The 19,993-nt window shown below is 67.2% G+C and carries 17 protein-coding genes; 10 read left to right on the forward strand and 7 right to left on the reverse strand.

Translation table 11 applies throughout. The features are described 5' to 3' along the window. The first annotated feature begins 50 nt into the window (after window positions 1–50). From QF040_RS25835 to QF040_RS25855, 5 genes are all read left to right on the forward strand, one after another. Window positions 51–3,659 carry an indolepyruvate ferredoxin oxidoreductase family protein gene (locus QF040_RS25835; protein ID WP_429613386.1) on the forward strand — a complete coding sequence of 1,203 codons (3,609 nt, stop codon included), beginning with the start codon at window positions 51–53 and terminating at the stop codon, window positions 3,657–3,659. A gap of 288 nt (window positions 3,660–3,947) precedes the next feature. Continuing rightward, window positions 3,948–4,280: a preprotein translocase subunit YajC gene (gene yajC, locus QF040_RS25840; protein WP_013544185.1), complete on the forward strand. Its 333-nt coding sequence runs from the start codon at window positions 3,948–3,950 to the stop codon at window positions 4,278–4,280. A 79-nt stretch (window positions 4,281–4,359) separates the two neighbouring features. Beyond that, the gene (gene secD / locus QF040_RS25845) at window positions 4,360–6,261 is read left to right on the forward strand and encodes a protein translocase subunit SecD (protein ID WP_429613387.1); all 1,902 of its coding nucleotides are present in this window, start codon (window positions 4,360–4,362) and stop codon (window positions 6,259–6,261) included. Window positions 6,262–6,270: 9 nt separating this feature from the next. Further along, on the forward strand, window positions 6,271–7,230 hold the full coding sequence (gene secF, locus QF040_RS25850) for a protein translocase subunit SecF (protein ID WP_429613388.1): 960 nt from the start codon (window positions 6,271–6,273) through the stop codon (window positions 7,228–7,230). A 157-nt stretch (window positions 7,231–7,387) separates the two neighbouring features. Continuing rightward, window positions 7,388–9,847, forward strand: a complete 2,460-nt coding sequence (locus QF040_RS25855) for a DUF1631 family protein (protein WP_429613389.1) — start codon at window positions 7,388–7,390, stop codon at window positions 9,845–9,847. Between the two features lie 28 nt (window positions 9,848–9,875). Here the strand turns inward: QF040_RS25855 and QF040_RS25860 are convergent, their stop codons facing one another. The 3 genes from QF040_RS25860 to QF040_RS25870 form a co-directional block, all read right to left on the reverse strand. Beyond that, window positions 9,876–10,394 carry a DUF494 family protein gene (locus tag QF040_RS25860; RefSeq protein ID WP_429613390.1) on the reverse strand — a complete coding sequence of 173 codons (519 nt, stop codon included), beginning with the start codon at window positions 10,392–10,394 and terminating at the stop codon, window positions 9,876–9,878. Window positions 10,395–10,479: 85 nt separating this feature from the next. Beyond that, complete coding sequence (dprA, locus tag QF040_RS25865) at window positions 10,480–11,631, reverse strand: DNA-processing protein DprA (protein ID WP_429613391.1); 1,152 nt, start codon at window positions 11,629–11,631, stop codon at window positions 10,480–10,482. Between the two features lie 37 nt (window positions 11,632–11,668). Continuing rightward, complete coding sequence (locus QF040_RS25870; protein ID WP_429613392.1) at window positions 11,669–12,886, reverse strand: LysM peptidoglycan-binding domain-containing protein; 1,218 nt, start codon at window positions 12,884–12,886, stop codon at window positions 11,669–11,671. Window positions 12,887–13,046: 160 nt separating this feature from the next. Between QF040_RS25870 and def the strand changes: the two genes are divergently transcribed. Genes def through QF040_RS25895 form a run of 5 tightly spaced genes read left to right on the forward strand, consistent with a single transcriptional unit; the run spans window position 13,047 to window position 16,090 of the window. Continuing rightward, window positions 13,047–13,565, forward strand: a complete 519-nt coding sequence (gene def, locus QF040_RS25875; RefSeq protein ID WP_429613393.1) for a peptide deformylase — start codon at window positions 13,047–13,049, stop codon at window positions 13,563–13,565. 5 nt (window positions 13,566–13,570) lie between these two features. Next, entirely contained in the window at window positions 13,571–14,068 is a 498-nt protein-coding gene (locus QF040_RS25880; RefSeq protein ID WP_429613394.1) for a hypothetical protein, read from the forward strand. After that, complete coding sequence (gene fmt, locus QF040_RS25885; protein ID WP_429613395.1) at window positions 14,065–15,018, forward strand: methionyl-tRNA formyltransferase; 954 nt, start codon at window positions 14,065–14,067, stop codon at window positions 15,016–15,018. Before QF040_RS25880 ends, fmt begins: the two co-directional genes overlap by 4 nt. Continuing rightward, window positions 15,018–15,758: an AzlC family ABC transporter permease gene (locus QF040_RS25890; RefSeq protein ID WP_429613396.1), complete on the forward strand. Its 741-nt coding sequence runs from the start codon at window positions 15,018–15,020 to the stop codon at window positions 15,756–15,758. Before fmt ends, QF040_RS25890 begins: the two co-directional genes overlap by 1 nt. Next, a complete protein-coding gene (locus QF040_RS25895) occupies window positions 15,755–16,090 on the forward strand; it encodes an AzlD domain-containing protein (RefSeq protein WP_013544174.1) in 336 nt (111 codons plus the stop codon). The genes QF040_RS25890 and QF040_RS25895 overlap by 4 nt, the downstream gene beginning before the upstream one ends. A gap of 42 nt (window positions 16,091–16,132) precedes the next feature. Here QF040_RS25895 and QF040_RS25900 read toward each other — a convergent pair whose 3' ends face one another. From QF040_RS25900 to QF040_RS25915, 4 genes are read right to left on the reverse strand one after another with little or no spacing between them, the layout of a single operon-like run. Further along, on the reverse strand, window positions 16,133–17,104 hold the full coding sequence (locus QF040_RS25900; protein ID WP_429613397.1) for a Bug family tripartite tricarboxylate transporter substrate binding protein: 972 nt from the start codon (window positions 17,102–17,104) through the stop codon (window positions 16,133–16,135). 41 nt (window positions 17,105–17,145) lie between these two features. Next, complete coding sequence (locus QF040_RS25905) at window positions 17,146–18,123, reverse strand: MBL fold metallo-hydrolase (RefSeq protein ID WP_429613398.1); 978 nt, start codon at window positions 18,121–18,123, stop codon at window positions 17,146–17,148. Continuing rightward, complete coding sequence (locus QF040_RS25910) at window positions 18,120–18,329, reverse strand: DUF2783 domain-containing protein (protein ID WP_429613399.1); 210 nt, start codon at window positions 18,327–18,329, stop codon at window positions 18,120–18,122. The genes QF040_RS25905 and QF040_RS25910 overlap by 4 nt, the downstream gene beginning before the upstream one ends. Then, entirely contained in the window at window positions 18,326–19,990 is a 1,665-nt protein-coding gene (locus tag QF040_RS25915) for an FAD-dependent oxidoreductase (protein WP_429613400.1), read from the reverse strand. Before QF040_RS25915 ends, QF040_RS25910 begins: the two co-directional genes overlap by 4 nt. Between the last annotated feature and the right edge of the window lie 3 nt (window positions 19,991–19,993).

Consider the following 19,993-nt stretch of genomic DNA (forward strand, 5'->3'; position numbering starts at 1 on the left):
AGCCAATCCAGCCAGGCCCACAAGGCCCTGCCAATACGGAGACAGACAACATGAACGCCCCGCTGCCCGAGCACATTCGCCGCGCGCTAGAAACCGTCACGCTCGACGACAAGTACTCCCTCGATTACGGCCGCGCCTTCATGAGCGGCGTTCAGGCCCTCGTGAAGCTGCCCATGCTGCAGCAGCTGCGCGACAAGCAGGCCGGCAAGAACACCGCCGGTTTCATCAGCGGCTACCGCGGCTCCCCGCTCGGCGGCTACGACCAGGCGCTGTGGAAGGCCAGCAAGTTCCTGAAGGAACAGAACATCGTCTTCCAGCCGGGCGTGAACGAAGAGCTCGCGGCTACCGCGCTCTGGGGCACCCAGCAACTGGGCTTCTCCCCGCAAGGCACCAACAAGTTCGACGGCGTCTTCGGCATCTGGTACGGCAAGGGCCCGGGCGTGGACCGCTGCTCCGACGTCTTCAAGCACGCCAACATGGCGGGCACCACCGAATTTGGCGGCGTGATCGCGGTGGCGGGCGACGACCACATTTCCAAGAGCTCCACCGCCGCTCATCAGAGCGACCACATCTTCAAGGCCTGCGGCACGCCGGTGTTCTTTCCGACGAGCGTGCAGGAAATTTTGGATCTGGGCATTCACGCCTTCGCAATGAGCCGCTTCTCGGGCGTGTGGTCGGGCATGAAGACGATCCAGGAGATCGTCGAGTCGAGCGCCACGGCCATGATCGACCCCGAGCGCGTCGAGATCGTCATTCCCACCGACTTCGAAATGCCGCCCGGCGGCCTGCACATCCGCTGGCCCGACCATGCGCTGGAGCAGGAAGCCCGGCTCATGCACTACAAGTGGTACGCCGCGCTCGCCTACATCCGCGCCAACCGGCTGAATCACAACGTCATTCAAGGCCCGAACGACCGCTTCGGCATCATGGCCAGCGGCAAGGCCTTCAACGACACGCGCCAGGCGCTGCTCGACCTGGGGCTCGACGATGCCGCCTGCCGCCAGCTCGGCATCCGCCTGCACAAGGTGGGCGTGGTGTGGCCGCTCGAAGCGCAGCTCACGCGCGAATTCGCCACCGGCCTGCAAGAAATCCTGGTGGTCGAAGAGAAGCGCCAGGTCATCGAATACCAGCTCAAGGAAGAGCTCTACAACTGGCGCCCCGACGTGCGGCCCAACGTGGTCGGCAAGTTCGATGAAGGCGAAGTGCATGCGGCCGAGGGTTACTCGGGCGGCGAATGGTCGATGCCCAACCCGACCGCGCACACGCTGCTGCGCGCCAACGCCGACCTGAACCCCGCGCTGATCGCCAAGGCGATCGCGCTGCGCCTGAAGAAGACCGGCCTCCTGGCCGCGGCCGGCGCCGACATGACCGCGCGCATCGACGCGCAGCTGGCCATCCTCGAAGCCAAGGAGCGTTCGATGGTGGTGCAGCAGGCCTCCACCAGCGTGGCCGACGCCACGCGCCAGCCGTGGTTCTGCTCGGGCTGCCCGCACAACACCAGCACCGTGGTGCCCGAAGGCTCGCGCGCGATGGGCGGCATCGGCTGCCACTTCATGGCGACCTGGATGGACCGCTCCACCATCGGCTTCACGCAGATGGGCGGCGAGGGCGTGCCATGGGTGGGCCAGCAGCCCTTCACGACCGACCAGCACATCTTTGCCAACCTGGGCGACGGCACGTACTTCCACAGCGGCCTGCTCGCGATTCGCCAGAGCATCGCGGCCGGTGTGAACATCACCTACAAGATCCTCTACAACGACGCGGTCGCGATGACCGGCGGCCAGCAGGTCGGCGAACGCCCCGAAGGCCACTCGGTGCTGCAGATCGCCGAGAGCCTGCATGCCGAGGGCGCGAAGAAGGTCGTGATCGTCACCGACGAGCCCGAGAAGTACGAGGGCGTCTCGATTCCGGGCGACCACGTGCAGGTGAAGCACCGCGATCTGCTCGACGAGATCCAACGCGAGTTCCGCGCGATGGCCGGCACCACGGCCATCATCTATGACCAGACCTGCGCGACCGAGAAGCGCCGCCGCCGCAAGCGGGGCACGGCCGTCGATCCGGCCAAGCGCGTGGTCATCAACGAGCTGGTCTGCGAAGGTTGCGGCGACTGCAGCGTCCAGAGCAACTGCCTCTCGGTGGAGCCGCTGGAAACCGAATTCGGCCGCAAGCGCACCATCAACCAGAGCAGTTGCAACAAGGACATGAGCTGCCTGAAGGGCTTCTGCCCGAGCTTCGTGACCGTCGAGGGCGGCCAGCTCAAGAAGAAGAGCAAGAACAAGGGCGCGACGCCGGCCGAATTCGGCCTGCTGCCGGAGCCCGTGATTCCGTCGCTGGCGGGCGGCAAGGTCTGGGGCGTGGTGGTGGCGGGCGTCGGCGGCACCGGCGTCATCACCATCGGCCAGCTGCTCGGCATGGCAGCGCACATCGAGGCCAAGGGCATCGTCACGCAGGATGCGGCGGGCCTTGCGCAAAAGGGCGGGGCCACCTGGAGCCACGTGCTCATCGGCGATACGCAGGACGACATCCGCACCACGCGCGTCGGCACCGCGGCCGCCGACCTGATCCTGGCCTGCGACCCGCTGGTCACGGTCAACGGCGAAACCATGGCGCGGATGCGCGAAGGGCGCACGCACGTGGCGCTCAACAGCCACAGCTCGCCGACGGCCGCCTTCGTGCGCAACGCCAACTGGCAGAACCCCGAAGACGCCTGTGCCGCCGAGATCGCGCGCGCCGTGGGCATCGACGGCATCGGCACCTTCGACGCCGATGCGGCCGCCACCACGCTGATGGGCGACAGCATCTACGTCAATCCGATGATCCTGGGCTATGCCTGGCAGAAGGGCTGGCTGCCGCTGGCGCACGAGTCGCTGATGCGCGCTATCGAGCTGAACGCCGTGGCCATCGAGAACAACAAGACCGCCTTTGAATGGGGCCGCCAGGCAGCCGTTCGTCCCGAGGAACTGCAAAAGCGCGTGCGCCCGGGCCAGGTCATCGAGTTCAAGAAGCGCGAGACGGTCGAGAGCCTGGTGGCACGCCGCGCCGAGTTCCTGACCGGCTACCAGAACGCTGCCTACGCCGAGGAATACAGGCAGTTCGTCGCGAAGGTGCAGCAGTCGGAATCGCCGCTGGGCAAGACGGCGCTCACCGAGACGGTGGCGCGCTACCTGTTCAAGCTGATGGCGTACAAGGACGAGTACGAAGTCGCGCGCCTGCACACCGATCGCACGTTCCTCGACCGCGTCGAAGGCATGTTCGAAGGCGACTACAAGCTCAACTATCACCTCGCCCCGCCGATCATTGCCAAGAAGAACGCCAAGGGCCAGCTGCAGAAGCAGAAGTTCGGCCCCTGGATGCTGACTGGCTTCCGCTTCCTCGCGAAGCTGAAGGGCCTGCGCGGCACGGCGCTCGACATCTTCGGCCGCACCGAAGAACGCAAGACCGAGCGCGCGCTGATCGCCGAGTACCGCGCGAGCATCGAAGAGGTGATCGGCGCCCTGCGTGCCGACAACCACGCGCTGGCGCTGGAAATCGCGAGCCTGCCGGAGCAGATCCGCGGCTACGGCCATGTGAAGGAGCGCAACCTCGTGGCGGCCCGTGCGCGCTGGAGCGAACTGATGGCCAAGTGGCGCAACCCGCAGGGGCAGCGCGCGGCGGCCTGATTTTTTTCAGCCGTTCCCGTCTTCAAAGAGCGCCCGCCGGGCGCTTTTTGCTATTCAAAACGTAGCAAAGAACGGCCGGGCCGGATACCCGGAAAGCCCTCCCCACCGCGCCGGATAAGCCGCTGGAAGGGCGCCGTGCCCCGAATACAATGCCCGGTGCTGTGCGGTGGCCAAGCCCCGCCGAGCTTTGATTTGCGGCCGGTTTTTCCCGCGACCGCTCAGAGATGGAATGGCAGGCCCGGCCCGCACTCCTCTCGCTTTCTTCTCTTCCCTCTGCTGGAGACTCTCTTGTTCATTTCCTCTGCTTTCGCCCAGACCGCGCCCGCAGCCGCCGGCGGCGGCGACATGTTGTCCTCCCTCGGCAGCATGCTGCCGCTGGTGCTGATGTTCGTGGTGCTGTATTTCGTCATGATCCGTCCGCAAATGAAGCGCCAGAAGGAAGCCCGCGCCATGATCGAGGCCCTGGCCAAGGGTGACGAAGTCGCAACGGCCGGCGGCGTGCTCGGCAAGATCACCTCGCTGGGCGACCAGTACCTCGGCCTGGAAATCGCCAACGGCATCGAAATCAAGATCCAGCGCAGCGCCGTGGTTCAGGTCCTGCCCAAGGGCGCCGTCAAATAAAAGCGTGAGCTGATCCTTGCGCTTTGCGGCGCAGGGCCCCAATTCACGCCGTGTCCCGTTTCTTGAAAAGCGCTTTCTCATGAACCGTTACCCGGTCTGGAAGTACACGATCATCGTGATCGTGCTGCTCGTGGGGCTCATCTACGCCCTGCCCAATTTCTTCGGCGAGTCGCCTGCGGTGCAGGTGTCGGCGGCCAAATCCACCGTCAAGATCGATGCCTCGACCCAGGCCCGGGTCGAAGAGGTACTCAAGACGGCCGGCCTCACCCCCGATCTGCTGACACTGGAGCCGACCGCCGTGCGGGCGCGCTTCGTCAGCACCGACGACCAGATCAAGGCGCGTGATGCGCTGACGCAGGCCCTGGTACCCAACAAGGACGAAGCGTCCTATGTGGTGGCGCTGAACCTCGTGTCGCGCTCGCCCCATTGGCTGACGGCGCTGCATGCCTTCCCGATGTACCTGGGCCTCGACCTGCGCGGCGGGGTCGACTTCCTGCTGCAGGTCGACATGCGCGGCGTGCTGGACAAGAAGGCCGAGTCCTTCGCCGGCGACATCCGCGCGGGCCTGCGCGACAAGAAGGTGCGCGGCAGCGCGGTGAACCGCAACGGCCAGACCGTGGAGATCACGCTGCGCGACGCCGCCAGCCTGGAGATCGCCCGGCGCATGCTGCAGGACCAGATGCCCGACCTCAGCACCGTCGAGAGCCAGCAGGGCACCGAATCGCGCATCGTGGCCAGCATCAAGCCCGAAGCGGCGCGCCGCTTCCAGGACGCGGCGCTCAAGCAGAACGTGACCACGCTGCACAACCGGATCAACGAACTCGGCGTGGCCGAACCGGTGATCCAGCAGCAGGGCCTCGACCGCATCGTCGTGCAGCTGCCCGGCATGCAGGACCCGGCTCAAGCCAAGACCATCATCGGCCGCACCGCCACGCTCGAGATGCGCCTGGTGGACGAAAGCACCGAAGGCCGTGCAGCCGAACAAGGCACGGGCCCGGTGCCGTTCGGTTCCGAGAAATTCCTCGACCGCTCCGGCCGCGCCGTGATCGTGAAGAAGCAGGTGCTGGTCACCGGCGAGAACCTCACCGACGCGCAGCCCGGCTTCGAGCAGCAGACCAACCAGCCCAAGGTCGACCTGACGATGGACTCGAAGGGCGGCAACATCATGCGGCAGGTCAGCATCGAGAACTACAAGAAGCGCATGGCCATGCTGATCTTCGAGAAGGGCAAGGGCGAAGTGCTCACCGCTCCCTCGATCAACGGCGAACTGGGCAACCGCTTCCAGGTCTCCGGCGCGATGACCGTGTCTGAGGCCAACGACCTCGCGCTGCTGCTGCGCGCCGGCTCGCTGGCCGCGCCGATGGAAATCATCCAGGAACGCACCATCGGCCCGACGCAAGGTGCCGAGAACATCAAGAAGGGCTTCGACAGCGTGATGTACGGCTTCGCCGCGATCATGGTGTTCATGTGCATCTACTACGCGCTGTTCGGCGTGTTCTCCTCGATCGCGCTGGCGGTCAACCTGATGCTGCTGGTGGCGATCCTCTCGATCCTGCAGGCCACGCTCACGCTGCCCGGCATTGCCGCCATGGCGCTCGCCATCGGCGTGGCCATCGATTCCAACGTGCTGATCAACGAGCGCGTACGCGAAGAGTTGCGCAACGGGGCCTCGCCGCAGGCGGCGATCCATGCGGGCTACGAGCGCGCCTGGGGCACGATTCTCGACTCCAACGTGACCACGCTGATCGCGGGCATCGCGCTCCTGGCCTTCGGCTCGGGCCCGGTGCGCGGCTTCGCGGTGGTGCACTGCATCGGCATCGTCACCTCGATGTTCTCGGCCGTGTTCTTCTCGCGCGGTCTGGTGAACTTCTGGTACGGACAGAAGAAGAAGCTCAAGAGCGTGTCGATCGGCACGGTATGGCGTCCCAAGACCGATGCAGCCGATGGCACCGATGCCGCGGTCGTGGCCGAAACCAAATAAGAGACCGCCATGGAATTCTTCCGGATCCACAAGACCATCCCGTTCATGCGCCACGCGGTGGTGCTGAACATCGTTTCCGTCGTCACCTTCGCGCTGGCCGTGTTCTTCCTGTTCCACCGCGGACTGCACCTGTCGGTGGAGTTCACCGGCGGCACGGTGATGGAAGTGGCCTACAAGCAATCGGCCGACGTCGGCAAGGTGCGCGAGGTCGTCGCCAAGCTGGGCTACCAGGAGGTGCAGGTGCAGAGCTTCGGCACCGCGGTGCAGATCCGCCTGCCGGTGGCCAAGGGCATGACCTCGACCCAGCAGAGCGACCAGGTGATGGGCGCCCTGAAGGCGATCGAGCCGACCGTGGAACTGCGCAGCAACGAGTTCGTCGGTCCGCAGGTGGGCGACGAGCTCACCAGCAACGGCCTGAAGGCGCTCGGCATGGTGGTCGTGGGCATCATGATCTACCTGGCGTTTCGCTTCGAATGGAAGTTTGCGCTGGCTACCGTTCTGGCCAACCTGCATGACGTGGTGATCATCCTGGGCTTCTTCGCCTTCTTCCAGTGGGAGTTCTCGCTGGCGGTGCTGGCGGCGGTGCTGGCGGTGCTGGGCTACTCGGTGAACGAATCGGTCGTGATCTTCGACCGGGTGCGCGAGAACTTCCGCCGCTACCGCAAGATGACGACGGCCGAAGTCATCGACAGCGCGATCACCTCGACCATCAGCCGCACGATCATCACCCACGGCTCCACGCAGCTGGTGGTGCTGTCGATGTTCTTCTTCGGCGGCCCGACGCTGCATTACTTTGCCCTGGCGCTGACCATCGGCATCTGCTTTGGCATCTACTCCTCGTGCTTCGTGGCAGCGGCCATCGCGATGTGGCTGGGCGTGAAGCGCGAAGACCTGATCAAGGGCGGCGGCCCGCCGACCAAGCGCGAAGGCGACACGGAAGACGACCCGAACGCCGGCGCCGTGGTCTGACGGATACTTCAGGGTTCAACAAAGCAGGCGGCGGGGCCGCACCGCTGTTCCCGTGCAACGCCGGGCAGTGTCCACACTTGTGCGGTGGCGCTTCCCGATGCAAGCTCGCGGTTGTTGTTGCCGATGAACAGTTCTCCCTGGCCTTCCCGATCCTTCAATGAGCATTGCGCGGTCCGCCTCTTCCCTGCAGCTCGCACGCGAGACGCGTGAGCGTTTCGTATTGGCTACGGAAGGGGCCATCGTCCCGCTGGCCCGCGCGATCCGCGACCGGCTGACGCAGCTGGCCTCCGAGGTGAGCAACGCCCGCGCCATGCAGGAGCACCGCGACGACTTCGTGGCGTTCCAGGGCCAGGCCACGCAATGGGTGACGCTCTCGCAGACGAGCTGGCGCAAGGCGCTTGGCGCCGCTGCGCCCACCGGCGGATTGACGACCTTTCCCACGGCGCTGCGACTCGAGCTGATCGGCGACGAGGTGGTCGAGACCAACATCCTCGCCTCGCGCCTCGCGCAGGTGATCCACGACAAGGCGAGCTTCGAGCTCAGCGATCTGCGCCTGCGCATCCAGCACCTCGAAGGCACGAACGAACTCGATTCGAAGGACGTGCTCAAGCCCGAGACGCTGGCGCGGCTGCTGGTGGAGCAGTGGCTGGCCGCCGGCCTGAGCCGCGAGCTCTGGGCTCGCGTGCAGGACACGGTGCAGCAGCAACTGATCGATGTGATCGTCAAGGCCTACGAGAGCGCCAATGCCTACCTGATCGCCAATGGCGTGATGCAGGAGATCGATCTCAAGAGCTTCGTGCGGCGCACCGGAAATGCCGCAGGCGCCGGCAACAGCGCGGGCTTCAACACCTCCTTTGCGGGCGGGGTGGCTTCGGCGACCGCGCCGATGATGGATGGCGGTGGCGGTGGCGGTGGCGGTGGCTCGCAGCAGCGTCCTGGCTACGGCACGCAGGCGCCACAACACTCGCACCAGTCGCAACCGCAAGCTTCCGTACCGATGTCCGCCGGCACGTCGACGATCGGCGGCTCGCCGCTGATGATGGCGCGGCAGCGAGCCCAGACCGCGCTGCTGAGCCTCAAGCGATTCGTCACGGGGCGCATCGGCAGCGATACCACCACCACCGTCCCCGCCCAGAATTCAATCACCGGCACCGCTCCGGCGGGCCGTGCGACCGGCGGCGGCACGCCGGGCACCGGCGGCAACACCGCCCCGCGGCAGTTCTCCAGGACCTTTGCCGGCGCCATCGCCGAAGCCGAGGTGGCCTACCGCATGGCCGCCACGCAGTACATGGACGCATCGGGCGAGCAGGCCACAGTCATCCAGCAGACGGCAGTCGACCTGCGTCGGCGCAGCACCGAACTCAAAAAGCGCGCACCGACCACCGCCGACAAGGCCACCGTGGAAATCGTCGCCCTCATGTTCCAGGCCATCCTGGCCGAGGAGCGGATTCCGTTTTCGGCGCGCGTGTGGTTCGCGCGGCTGCAGATGCCGGTGCTGCGCGTGGCCATCGCCGAGCCTGAATTTTTCGGCACGCTGCAGCATCCCGCGCGCATGCTGATCGATCGCATGGGCTCCTGCGTGATGGGTTTCGATGCAGCCGCCATCACCGGCAGCGCGCTCGAAGGCGAGATCCGTCGCGTGGTGCAGGTGATCGAGCAATACCCGGAGACCGGCCAGCGCGTGTTCAAGCTGGTGTTCGACGAGTTCGTCGCTTTCCTCAATCGCTATCTCACGCAGAGCGACACCACGCAGCGTGTGATGAGCGTGGCGCAGCAGGTCGAGCAGAAGGAAACGATGGCGATCCAGTACACCATCGAGTTGCGCAAGATGCTCAACGACATGCCGGTGCGCGACGAGATCCGCGAGTTCCTGTTCAAGGTGTGGGCCGAGGTGCTGGCGATTGCCGCGCTGCGCTACGGCGCGCAGGGCGAGCAGACGGTGATGTTGAAGCGAGTGGCTTCCGAGCTGGTCTGGGCCGCGAGCGCCAAGCCCAACCGCACCGACCGCGCCCGCGTCATTCAAGACCTGCCGCAGTTGCTGCAGCGCCTGCGCCAAGGGATGGCGCTCCTGGGCATCGTCGACGAGCCGCAGGAAGCGCACATCAAGACCATCGGCGCCACGCTGTCCGATGCCTTCCTGTCGAAGACCGAGGCGATCCCGCAGGCCAAGATCGAAGCCATGGCCGAGCGCTTGGCGCACCTGGAAGATTTCGTGAGCGACATCGGCGGCACCGCCGACCTGCCGCTCGATGCGCACAGCATCGAACTGCTGCTGGGCGTGGATGCCGCCTCGATCGAGGTGGTGCCCGATGCGGCCGGCGTGCAGGTGGCCGAGGACATGCTGGCCTGGGCGCACGAACTGCAGGTGGGCAACTGGTTCATGCTGGACCACAACGACCGCGTGAGCCAGGTGCAATTCGTCTGGCGCAGCGACAGGAAGCAGTTGCACCTGTTCGCTACGGCGGACGGTCGAAGCTTCCTGATTCAGGCGGGTCGGTTGGCGACGTACCTGCAGGCCGGCCTCCTGGTGCCGGCCGAGGAAGAGACGCTCACGGTGCGCGCCACGCGCGAGGCGTTGGCGAAGCTCGATGCGAATCCGGAGCGGCTGCTGAACTGAACTGGCCGGCCGCCGCGGCCCGACTTCGTCAGTGCGCTACGCGGCCTTCGCGGCTTTCGCAGAGCTCATCGAGCACCAATGCATCGGGCTCGATGCCGGTGCTCCAGTGCACCATCAGCACGATGATCTTGAGCTCGTCGAGCGCCACCGGATCGCCCGGTGCCGCCATCGCGCGTTCGATCACGATCTCGCGCAATCCACACGACAGCACGTTCGACGATTCGAGGAAGCGGATGAAGCCGAGGCATTCGGCGCCCAGGTGTTCCTGCTCGGCATGGGAGTAGACGCGCATGGCGTCGTCCGATTGGGGCAGGGAGGATTCGGGCGCGCCGCGGAAGGTGACCGTGGCGGTGGTGTCGTCGTCGGCATCGAGCTCCAGCTGCATGCCCTGCGTTGCGAGGCTCAGGCCGTCGAGCCAGTGCAGGGCATCGCGAATCTCGTCTGCCTCGAAGCCGTGGGCACTGAGCTTGCGGCCCAGCTGTTCGGGTTCGGGGCAGGCATCGCCGCGCCAATAGTTTTCGTAGACAAAAACAAGCACTTCGAACATGAGCCCAATATAGCCCACGAATGTGCAGGGCAGGCTAGTGTGTTGCCCCGCATTTCGTCCGCGCAGCTATTTGCGTGGCAACACGCTAAGCGGATGCGGTCCGTTGAAAGAGCCCGCCGGGCAGGCGCGAGATATGCCCGTCCAGTTCGAGCTCGAGCATCCTGGCCTGCAGTGCCGCGGCGCTCCACCCGGTGCGTGCGCTGAGCGCATCGAGGCTCACGGGCTCGAAGCCGAGAGCGTCGAGCAGCGGGTCTTCGGAAGCCGATGCGTCGTGGCCTCCGTGGCCGTTCGACAGCGCGACGTTGGCTGTACCGCTTGTGCGCAGCGGCGGCAGCTCCTCGAGGATGTCTGCCACCGACTCGACCAGCTTCGCGCCCTGGCGGATCAGCGCATGGCAGCCGCGCGATTGCGGCGAGTGGATCGAGCCTGGAATGGCGAACACTTCCTTGCCCTGCTCCGAGGTGAGCCGCGCGGTGATGAGCGATCCCGATGCCAGCGCCGCTTCGACCACCAGCGTGCCGCGCGCCAGCCCCGCGATGAGCCGGTTGCGCTTCGGAAAATTCTGCGTGAGGGGCGGCGTGCCGAGCGGCAGCTCGCTCACGATCAGCCCCTGCAAGGTGATGCGGTGCGCGAGGTCGCGGTGGCGCGCGGGGTACACGCGGTCCAGGCCGGTGCCGACCACGGCGACCGTGGCGAGCCGCGGTGCATCGCCGGCTGCATCGAGGGCGCCCTGGTGCGCTGCACCATCGACGCCGAGCGCGAGCCCTGAGATGACGGGCAAGCCCGCATCGCCCAGCGCCCGCGCGAAGCTGCGCGCGTTGGTGGCGCCTTGCGGCGTCGGATTGCGGCTGCCGACGACGGCGATGCTGTTCTGCAGCTGCGTCAGGTCGAAATCGGAGGCACCGAGCACGTAGAGCATCAGCGGCGGATCGGCCATTTCGAGCAGCGAGGCCGGGTAGCCGGTATCGCCGAGCGTGACGAGGCGGCGGGCGACGCCGTTGCCCTCGGCCGCTTGCAGCCATTGCCAGGTCTGGTCGATCGATGCTTGAAGGCCGTGGGGCGCCTGCTGCAGCGCCTCCGCCTGCGCATGGCTGACGACCTGTCGCAGCGCGGCGTGGGTCTGCGCGAAGACCGCTTCGGGCAGGCCGAACGCCGCGAGCAACTTGCGCGCGGAGCCATCGCCGATGCCCGGCGTCAGTGAAAGCCGCAGCCAGCCTGCGAGTTCTGCGCGTTCCAAACGGGTAGGGGCGAGGACGTGGGCGCCGGAAAGCCGATCAGGGGTTGACGAGGTAGTCGCCCGCCTTCGGGGTGTCGTTGATCTCGAGCACCAGGGCGTAGGACACCTTCTCGAAGGTGCGGAACACCATCAGGAGGCCGATGCGTTCGTTCGGCAGCTTGATGGTTTCCTTGCGGGCGCCGGTGCGGTCGAGGATGGTTTCGCCGTTCTTCAGGATGGCCAGCACATGGCCGCTGTCGATGCCATCGCGCGTGCCCTTGTTGATGGCCACGACCTGGTTTTGCGCCGCGAACTGCACCGCGTTGCCATAGACCGAGATGATCCGGCCATCGACCTGTGTCGAAGGCGCCCGCGGCGCGTAGCTCAGCAGTTGGCGCGGCGGTTCGGGCAGCAGGCGGTCGCCGGCGCGCATTTCTTCGCGCGAAGCCACGATGTCGATGCTGGCCGGGACGACCGTGATGATGTCCTTGTCCTCGACCGTCTCGATGGTGGTCGATTCGCCGCGCTGCAGTTGAGCCTTGCCCAGGTACTGCGCTTCGTAGCCGAGGATCTCGCCCGTGCCCGGGTCCTTGAGCGGCGTCGCGTTGCGGAAGATGCGGAAGTTCTGGATCGGCCCCGGCACTTCGACCAGCGGCGACTCGGGGTTGCCGCGGGCGTAGGCCCGGTCACCGCGCGACAGCAGCACGCGGCTGTCGTTGCCGGCAACGATGCGCGGCGCGCTTTCGAGCGTGTTGGCGTCCACGACGATCGGTTCGCTCAGGAACGGCTCGATCAGGCTCGGGTTGAGCGTGGGCAGGGCCATGCCGGCCAGCGAGTCGAAACGGGTGCGCGGTGACAGCTTGATGGTGCCGCCGTCGCCGCTCACGCCGCCGCGGCGGGTGGTCAGGCGAGCCCGGCCGCCGCTCTTGTCCAGATAGAGAACCTGGCCGGGGTAGATGCGGTGGGGGTTGGCGATCTCGTTGATGTTCATGCCCCACAGCTCCGGCCAGCGCCAGGGGCGCAGCAGGTAGAGGCGGGAGATGGCCCAGAGCGTGTCGCCGGGCTTGACCGTGTACTCGTCGGGCGCCTTCGGCGACAGCTCGCTCAGTGGCACGCCTGCCTGGGCGGTCTGTTGGGCGGTGGCGCGCTGCTGCGGCGTCACGGGGTAGTTCTGAGCCCAGGCCGTGGTGGCGCCGCAACTGCCGATTACCGCCAGGGCGGTCAGCGTGGCGAAGAGATTGGGGCGCTGGCGTTCGGTGGATCTGAGCTTTTTCATGTCTGGATGGGTGAGCGCACGACGTATCGTTGCGCATACGAATCTCACAATTTGCTACGAATTCTGCGCCCGAAGCCCTTGAGAGGGCAACGTTTTCGGGTCCGGAGGCGGCCTCGCGTCGCGGAATTGGCGAAAATAGCCACAACTTCCCCCCGATTTCATGGCCAAACGAATCATTCTGAGTTACCCGGACAAGCGCCTGCACACCGTGGCCAAGCCGGTGCAGGGCGTCGATGCACGCATCAAGGCCGTGGTCGCCGACATGCTGGAGACCATGTACGACGCCGAAGGCATCGGCCTGGCGGCAACGCAGATCGACGTGCACGAGCGGCTCGTCGTCATCGATGTGTCTGAAGAGCGCAACAAGCCGATCGTTCTGATCAACCCCGAAATCACCTGGGCCAGCGACGAAAAAGTGCTCAATGAAGAGGGCTGCCTCTCGGTTCCCGGCATTTATGACGGCGTGATGCGTTCCACCTCGGTCAAGGTCCAGGCGCTCGACGAGAACGGCGAAATGCGCACCATCGAGGCCGACGGGCTCCTGGCCGTGTGCATCCAGCACGAGCTCGACCACCTGCTGGGCAAGGTGTTCGTTGAATACCTCTCGCCCCTGAAGCGCAACCGCATCAAGAGCAAGCTGCTCAAGCAGCAGCGCGAAGAAACGCGCGAGCGAGCCTGAATCCCATGACCTTGCGCAGCCTCGGCTCCCTCGTGGCATTGGCGGTTCTCGCAGCGGTCGCGGGCTGCGCCAACGAGCCCACCGGCATCCAGCCCGGCACCACCGCCGCCGAAACCCTGCAACGCCTGGGCGCACCGACCGGCCGCTACCCGCTCAACAACGGCGGCGAGCGCCTCCAGTATTCGCGCATGCCGGCCGGCTTCGAGGTCACCGACATCGACGTGGACGCTTCGGGCAAGGTCGTCTCGGTGACCCAGGTGCTCAACGAGGCGCGCTTCGGATACGACATCAAGGTCGATCAGTGGCGCCAGAACGACGTCATGGCCTTCTACGGCCGGCCCTACCAGATCGACCGCGTGAGTTCCTTCGACGGCGTGGTCTGGACCTGGCGCTACAAGGCCGTGAACGAGCGCCGCATGCTCTATATCTATATAGACCCCACCGGCGTGGTCCGTCGCTATCACACGGGGGATGACCTCGAATTCGAACGGATCCGGGATTGAACCGGCTCAAGATCGCTTTTGCGGGCACGCCCGAGTTCGCGCGCGTCGCGCTGGAGGCCATTGCCGCCGCCGGCCATGACGTCGTGCTGGTGCTGAGCCAGCCCGACCGGCCCGCCGGGCGCGGCATGAAGCTGCAGGCGTCCCCCGTCAAGCAGTTCGCGGTTGCCAACAACTGGCCGGTGGCGCAGCCGCGCAGCCTGCGCCTCGATGGCAAGTACCCGGACGAAGCCGCCCTTGGCCGCGACGCGCTGCAAAAGGCGCAACCCGACGTGATGGTGGTCGCCGCCTATGGGCTCATCCTGCCGCAGTGGGTGCTCGACCTGCCGGCACACGGCTGCCTCAACATCCACGCGAGCCTTTTGCCGCGCTGGCGCGGCGCGGCGCCGATCCACCGCGCCATCGAGGCCGGCGACGCGGAAACCGGCATCACCATCATGCAGATGGACGCGGGCCTCGACACCGGCGACATGCTGCTGCGCGAAGCTGTGGCCATCGGCAGCGACAACACCGCCCGCCTGCACGACCGGCTGGCCGAACTGGGCGGCCGGATGATCGTCGAGGCTCTGGCGAACATCGGCAGCCTCGTTCGCACGCCGCAGCCGGCCGAAGGCGTCACCTACGCCAACAAGGTCGAAAAACACGAAGCGCTGATCGACTGGACGCAGCCTGCCGATGCCATCGTGCGGCGCATCCGGGCCTTCGATCCGTTCCCAGGCGCCAACAGTCCGCTCGACGGCGAGACCATCAAGCTCTGGACCGCGCATGCGGTGCCCGCCAGCGCGTCCGCCGCGCCCGGAACGATCCTGGCCGTCTCGGACACCGGCGTCGAGGTGGCTGCCGGCGATGCGGGCGTGATGCTCACTGAACTCCAGCGTCCGGGCGGCAAGCGCCTGTCCGTGGCCGATTTCCTGCGCGGCTTCGACCTGAAGCCCGGGCAGGTGTTCGGCTGATGTTCCTCTCGTCGGCCATCCGCCAGCGCCCCGAATTCCGCAAGGGCATGCGCGACATGTCCTCGGCCGCGCTGGGCATCGGCGCCTGGGGCTTGATGACGGGCGTGGCCATGGTCAAGTCGAACATGAGCGTGGTCGAGGCGGTGGCGATGACGCTGTTCGTCTATGCCGGCAGCTCCCAGCTCGCGGCCATTCCGCTCCTGTTCGCGGGCGCGCCGGCCTGGGTGATCCTGGCGACGGGCTTCTGCGTGAACCTGCGCTTCGTGGTCTTCAGCCTGCATCTGCGGCCCTACCTCATGCACATGCCGCGCCTGCGGCGCATGACGCACGGCTACCTGACGGCGGACCTGAGCTACGCGCTCTTCACCAAGCAATACCCGGCGCCGCCCGTGACCCTCGCCGAGCAGCAGTCGCAGGAGGCCTACCTCACCGGCAACTACTTCGTGACCTGGTGCTCGTGGATGGGCATGAGCCTTCTGGGCATCGCGCTCGCCAACCTCATTCCGCAGACCTGGGGCCTCGGTTTTGCCGGCGTGCTGAGCCTGGTGGCGATCGTCTGCTCGATGGCGACGACGCCGCTGCGCATCCTGGCCGCGCTGATCGCGGGCGCCACCGCCGTCGCGGCCTATGCGCTGCCGCTCAAGCTCAACATCGTCGTGGCCATCGGCGCGGCGGTGCTGCTGTGCTTCTGGCTCGAGAAGCAGTTCGGGCTCGACCCCGACGCGGAGGACGACAAGTGAGGGGCACCGATCTCTGGACGCTGGGCGTGATCGTCGGCCTGGCCCTGGTCACCGTGCTCACGCGCTGCTTCTTCTTCATCCTCGACCGCCCGTGGGGCCTGCCGGACTGGGCGCACCGCGCGCTGCACTACGCGCCGGCCGCGGCGCTGGCCGGCGTGATCGCGCCCGAGATCGTCATGACCCAAGGCCACCTGATCACCACGCTGCACGACGCGCGCCTCTACGCGGCCGTCGTTGGCGGCGCGTATTACTTCTGGCGCCGCGGCGTGCTCGGCACGATGCTGGCCGGCATGGCCGTCTACCTGCCCTTGCACCTCGGCCTTGGCTGGTAAGCGAAGAGAGGGGGGATGGAAGGGGGATGGAAGGCCCTCGGGTCAGTCCAGCTTCACGCCGGCCGCCGCGATGATCTTTCCCCAGCGGTCGCTTTCCGAGCGCGAGAGCCTGTAGAAGTCTTGCGGCGTTCCCGGCAACGCCTCGAAGCCGAAGTCCGCGAACAGCTTCACCACCTTCGGCGCCTTCATGGCCTTTTGCAGCTCGGCGTTCAGCCGCGCCACCGTCTCGGGCGTCATGCCGGCCGGGCCGATCAGGCCGTGGAACGCGTAGGCGTTCACGTCGCTGAAGCCAGCCTCCACGAAGGTCGGCACCTCGGGCAGGGCACTGGCGCGCTGCGGCAGCGCGATGGCCAGCACCCGCACCTTGCCCGAGCGGATGATCGGCAGCCCCGAAGCCAGGTCCAGCATCATCACCGGCACCTGCCCGCCCATCACATCGGTCATGGCCGGCGCAGCGCCCTTGTACGGCACGTGCGTGATCGTCAGGCCCGCCTTCTGCTTGAAGAGCTCCATCGCCATGTGGTGCGGCGAGCCGTTGCCGGGCGAGGCGTAGCTCACCTTGTCGGGGTTGGCCTTCACGTAGCGCACGAACTCCGCCACGTTCTTCGCGGGAAAGTCGGGGTGCACCACCAGCGCCACCGGAAAGCGGCCGATGGTGCCGATGTAGGTGAAGTCGCTCGCGGGCTTGTACGGGAGCTTGACGAACATGTGCTCGTTGAACAGCAGCGCCGCGTTCTCGGCCTGCATGACCGTGTAGCCGTCGGGCTTGGCCTGCATCATCACCGACACGCCGATGTTGGTCGAGGCGCCGGGCCGGTTGTCGATGATCAGCGGCTGCCCGAGCGACGGCTGCATCGCCTCGGCCAGCGTGCGCGCCAGGTTGTCGGTGCCACCGCCGGCCGAGTAGGGCACGATCCACCTGACCGGCTGGCTCGGGTAGGCCGCCGGCTGCGCCGACGCGAAGGTGGTCGCCAGCGCGAGGGTCGCGGCCAGCAGGGGAAAAAATCGCTTCATCGTTTCTTGTCTCCGTTTGCTTGTCTTGGAATCTGTTCAGGTCACTCGCCGCGCAGCACCTGCCACAGCTCGCGGTCGCGCTCGGCGGTCCACACCACCGGGTGCTCGATGCCGCGCAGCTCGTCGTAGGCGCGCGACACGTCAAAGGGCAGCACGTGCTGGAACACCGGCCAGCCGCCGAAGCGCGGCGCCATGGCGGCCTCGGCGCGCGCGAAGCAGCCCTTGAGCGTGTCGCCCGCGGCAATGCCCGCCTTCACGCTGTCGAGCAGCGTCGAGAGAAATGCCTGGGTCAGGCCGATGGCCTCGGCGCACGCGGCCTCGCCCTGCAGCACCGCGCCGCGTCCCGGCACCAGCACGCGCGGCTCCAGCGCCGCCACCGCATCGAGCGTGCCGGCCCAGTCGCCGATGTAGGCGTCGCCCGCGTACACGCCGCAGTGGTTCTCCACCACGTCGCCCGAGAACAGCACGCCGCAGTCAGGGAGCCAAGCCACCGTGTCGCCGCTCGAATGGCCGCGGCCCAGCGCCATCAGGCGCAGTTCGCGCCCCGTGCCCGGCCGCGGGCCGAGCCACAGGCTCATCTCGCCGGCGAAGCTCATCGTCGGAAAGGTCAGGCCCGGGATTTCCTCCACGCCCGCGAACAGGCGCGGAAAGCGGCCCACTTCCGAGTCGAAGTCGGCCTGCCCGCGCGTGCGGATCCAGTCGAGCGTGCCGTTGCTCGCGACGATCTGCGCCACCTCCTCGAACGCACTCGCGCCCATCACGCGCACCGCGTGGTAGTGCGTGAGCACGATGGTCTTGACGGGCTTGTCTGTCACGGTGCGGATGGCCGCGAGAAAGTCGCGCGCCATGCGCGGCGTGGGGCGCGTGTCGATCAGCACCACGTGGTCGTCGCCGACCACGAAGCCGCAGTTGGGATCGAAGTCGCTGATGTAACCGTAGGCGCCCGGCGCGAGCTCGCGCAGTTGCGGCTTCTGTTCGCGGGTGTCGGAGGCGGATGCGAAAGAGACGGAAGTGGTCATGGGGCTTGGCTGGTCGTGGGGTCTTCGGCGGTCGCTGCCGCGTGGATGCAGGCGAGCAGCACGGCCTGGTCGGCGCACTGGTTGGCCAGCAGCAGCACGAGGCGGGCGTTGAGGTCGGCGCTTTGCGCTTCGCTGCGGCCTTCGTGCGCGGCGAGCAGGGCGGCGTAGAAGCCGTCGGGGTCGGGGATGCGGGGTGCTGTGTTCATGGGGCAGCGTCCAGGGCGAGGGCCGTGCGCAGGGCGGCGGCGATGGTCGTCGGCGTGGCCTTCGCCAGCACGGCGGCGCGGTAGGCGTCGGGGCGCACCAGCGCGAAGCTGCCCCGGTCGTCGATGCCGATGCCGAGGTGCGCGGCCAGCGTCTCGTCGGGCTGCAGCGTGGGCAGCCCGTGGTTGTCGCTCTCGCCACCCACGGCCACCAGGCGCAGCGGCAACGAGGCCGTGGCCTCGCGCGCCGCGTCGGCCTGCTCGCGCGTCGGTGCGAACCACAGCCCTATGCATTGCGTGCCGTCGGCCAGCAACTGCATCAGCGTGGTCTCGCGTCCGTCGGCCCAGCGCAGCGGCAGGTTCTGCACCGTGTGCCCGCCTTCGGGCAGCAGCGGCGCGACCGGGTAGGCGTTCGCGACCGACATGCGCCCGGTGTTCACCAGCGCCCGCGCGAACGGATGCCGCGCCGCCAGCGCCACCACCGCGCGGCGCAGCGTGTGTTCGGCGGGCGAGCGTGGCGCGAGAAAGCGCGCCGAGCGGCTCGTCACCTGCAGGTTCTCCCTGGCCGCGGGTTGCCGCTCGGTGTCGTAGCTGTCGAGCAGCGCATTGCCTGCCCGCCCCTGCGCGACCAGCGCCAGCTTCCAGCCGAGGTTCGCCGCGTCCTGGATGCCGCTGTTGCCGCCGCGCGCGCCGAAGGGGCTCACCACGTGCGCGGCGTCGCCGATGAAGAACACGCGGCCGTGGCGAAAGCTGTCGAGCAGGTGGTCGCGGTAGCCGTAGGGCCCGATCCACACGAACTCGAACTCCACACCGGGCCCGAGCTGTTCGCGCAGCCGCGCGCCGGCCACTTCAGGCTGGCTGATGTAGGCCGTGTCGCAGTCTTCGGGCATCTGGTAGTCGATGCGCCACACGCCGTCGGCCATCAGGTGCTGCCACACGCCGCGGCCTTCATTGAAGGGCGCGTCGACCCAGGTCCAGCGCTCGGTGGGCAGCGGCTTCTTGAAGCGCACGTCGCTGATGCACCAGCGGTCGGTGCTGCGCGAGGCGTGCGCCTCGATGCCGAGCTGCGTGCGGATCGCGCTGTTGGCGCCCGTGGCGTCGATGAGCCGGTCGGCCTCGATCGTGTAGCTGCCGGCGGGTGTCTCGATGTCGAGCCGCACGCCGTCGGCCAGTTGCTGCACGCGCGTCACGCGGCTCTTCCAGCGCAGGTCCGTCACGCCGAGTTCGAGGATGCGCTCGACCAGGAACCACTCCACGTAGAACTGCTGCAGGTTGATGAACGGCGGCTGCCTGGAGACGCTGTTCGCCTGCAGGTTGAAGTTGTAGACCTCCTCGTCGCCCGAGAAGGTGCGCCCGAACGACCAGGTGATGCCCTTGGCCGCGATGCGTTCGTAGATGCCCAGGCGCTCGAAGATTTCCAGGCTCTTCTGCGCATAGCAGATGCCGCGCGACGAGGCGCCGCGCACGCCGACGGTGTCGTCCTCGTCGAGCAGAACGGCGCTCACGCCGCGCTGCGCGAGGTCGCAGGCCAGCGTGAGCCCCGAAGGCCCGGCGCCGACGATGACGATCGGGTGGCGCACGACCTTGGGGTTGTCCAGCTCCGGTGGCGGCGTGAAGGGCCAGGCCGGCAGTTCATAGGCCGGCGCAAATGCAAAGGTTTCCATGTC

Origin of the sequence: Variovorax sp. W2I14, from assembly GCF_050435205.1 — a bacterium.
GTDB classification, from domain to species: domain Bacteria; phylum Pseudomonadota; class Gammaproteobacteria; order Burkholderiales; family Burkholderiaceae_C; genus Variovorax; species Variovorax paradoxus_C.

Coding starts and splice junctions, on each gene's coding strand:
- QF040_RS25835 (WP_429613386.1), top strand. CDS start 51: ATGAACGCCCCGCTGCCCGAGCACATTCGCCGCGCGCTAGAAACCGTC.
- secD (WP_429613387.1), top strand. CDS start 4,360: ATGAACCGTTACCCGGTCTGGAAGTACACGATCATCGTGATCGTGCTG.
- secF (WP_429613388.1), top strand. CDS start 6,271: ATGGAATTCTTCCGGATCCACAAGACCATCCCGTTCATGCGCCACGCG.
- QF040_RS25855 (WP_429613389.1), top strand. CDS start 7,388: ATGAGCATTGCGCGGTCCGCCTCTTCCCTGCAGCTCGCACGCGAGACG.
- QF040_RS25860 (WP_429613390.1), bottom strand. CDS start 10,394: ATGTTCGAAGTGCTTGTTTTTGTCTACGAAAACTATTGGCGCGGCGAT.
- QF040_RS25870 (WP_429613392.1), bottom strand. CDS start 12,886: ATGAAAAAGCTCAGATCCACCGAACGCCAGCGCCCCAATCTCTTCGCC.
- def (WP_429613393.1), top strand. CDS start 13,047: ATGGCCAAACGAATCATTCTGAGTTACCCGGACAAGCGCCTGCACACC.
- QF040_RS25880 (WP_429613394.1), top strand. CDS start 13,571: ATGACCTTGCGCAGCCTCGGCTCCCTCGTGGCATTGGCGGTTCTCGCA.
- QF040_RS25890 (WP_429613396.1), top strand. CDS start 15,018: ATGTTCCTCTCGTCGGCCATCCGCCAGCGCCCCGAATTCCGCAAGGGC.
- QF040_RS25900 (WP_429613397.1), bottom strand. CDS start 17,104: ATGAAGCGATTTTTTCCCCTGCTGGCCGCGACCCTCGCGCTGGCGACC.
- QF040_RS25905 (WP_429613398.1), bottom strand. CDS start 18,123: ATGACCACTTCCGTCTCTTTCGCATCCGCCTCCGACACCCGCGAACAG.
- QF040_RS25910 (WP_429613399.1), bottom strand. CDS start 18,329: ATGAACACAGCACCCCGCATCCCCGACCCCGACGGCTTCTACGCCGCC.
- QF040_RS25915 (WP_429613400.1), bottom strand. CDS start 19,990: ATGGAAACCTTTGCATTTGCGCCGGCCTATGAACTGCCGGCCTGGCCC.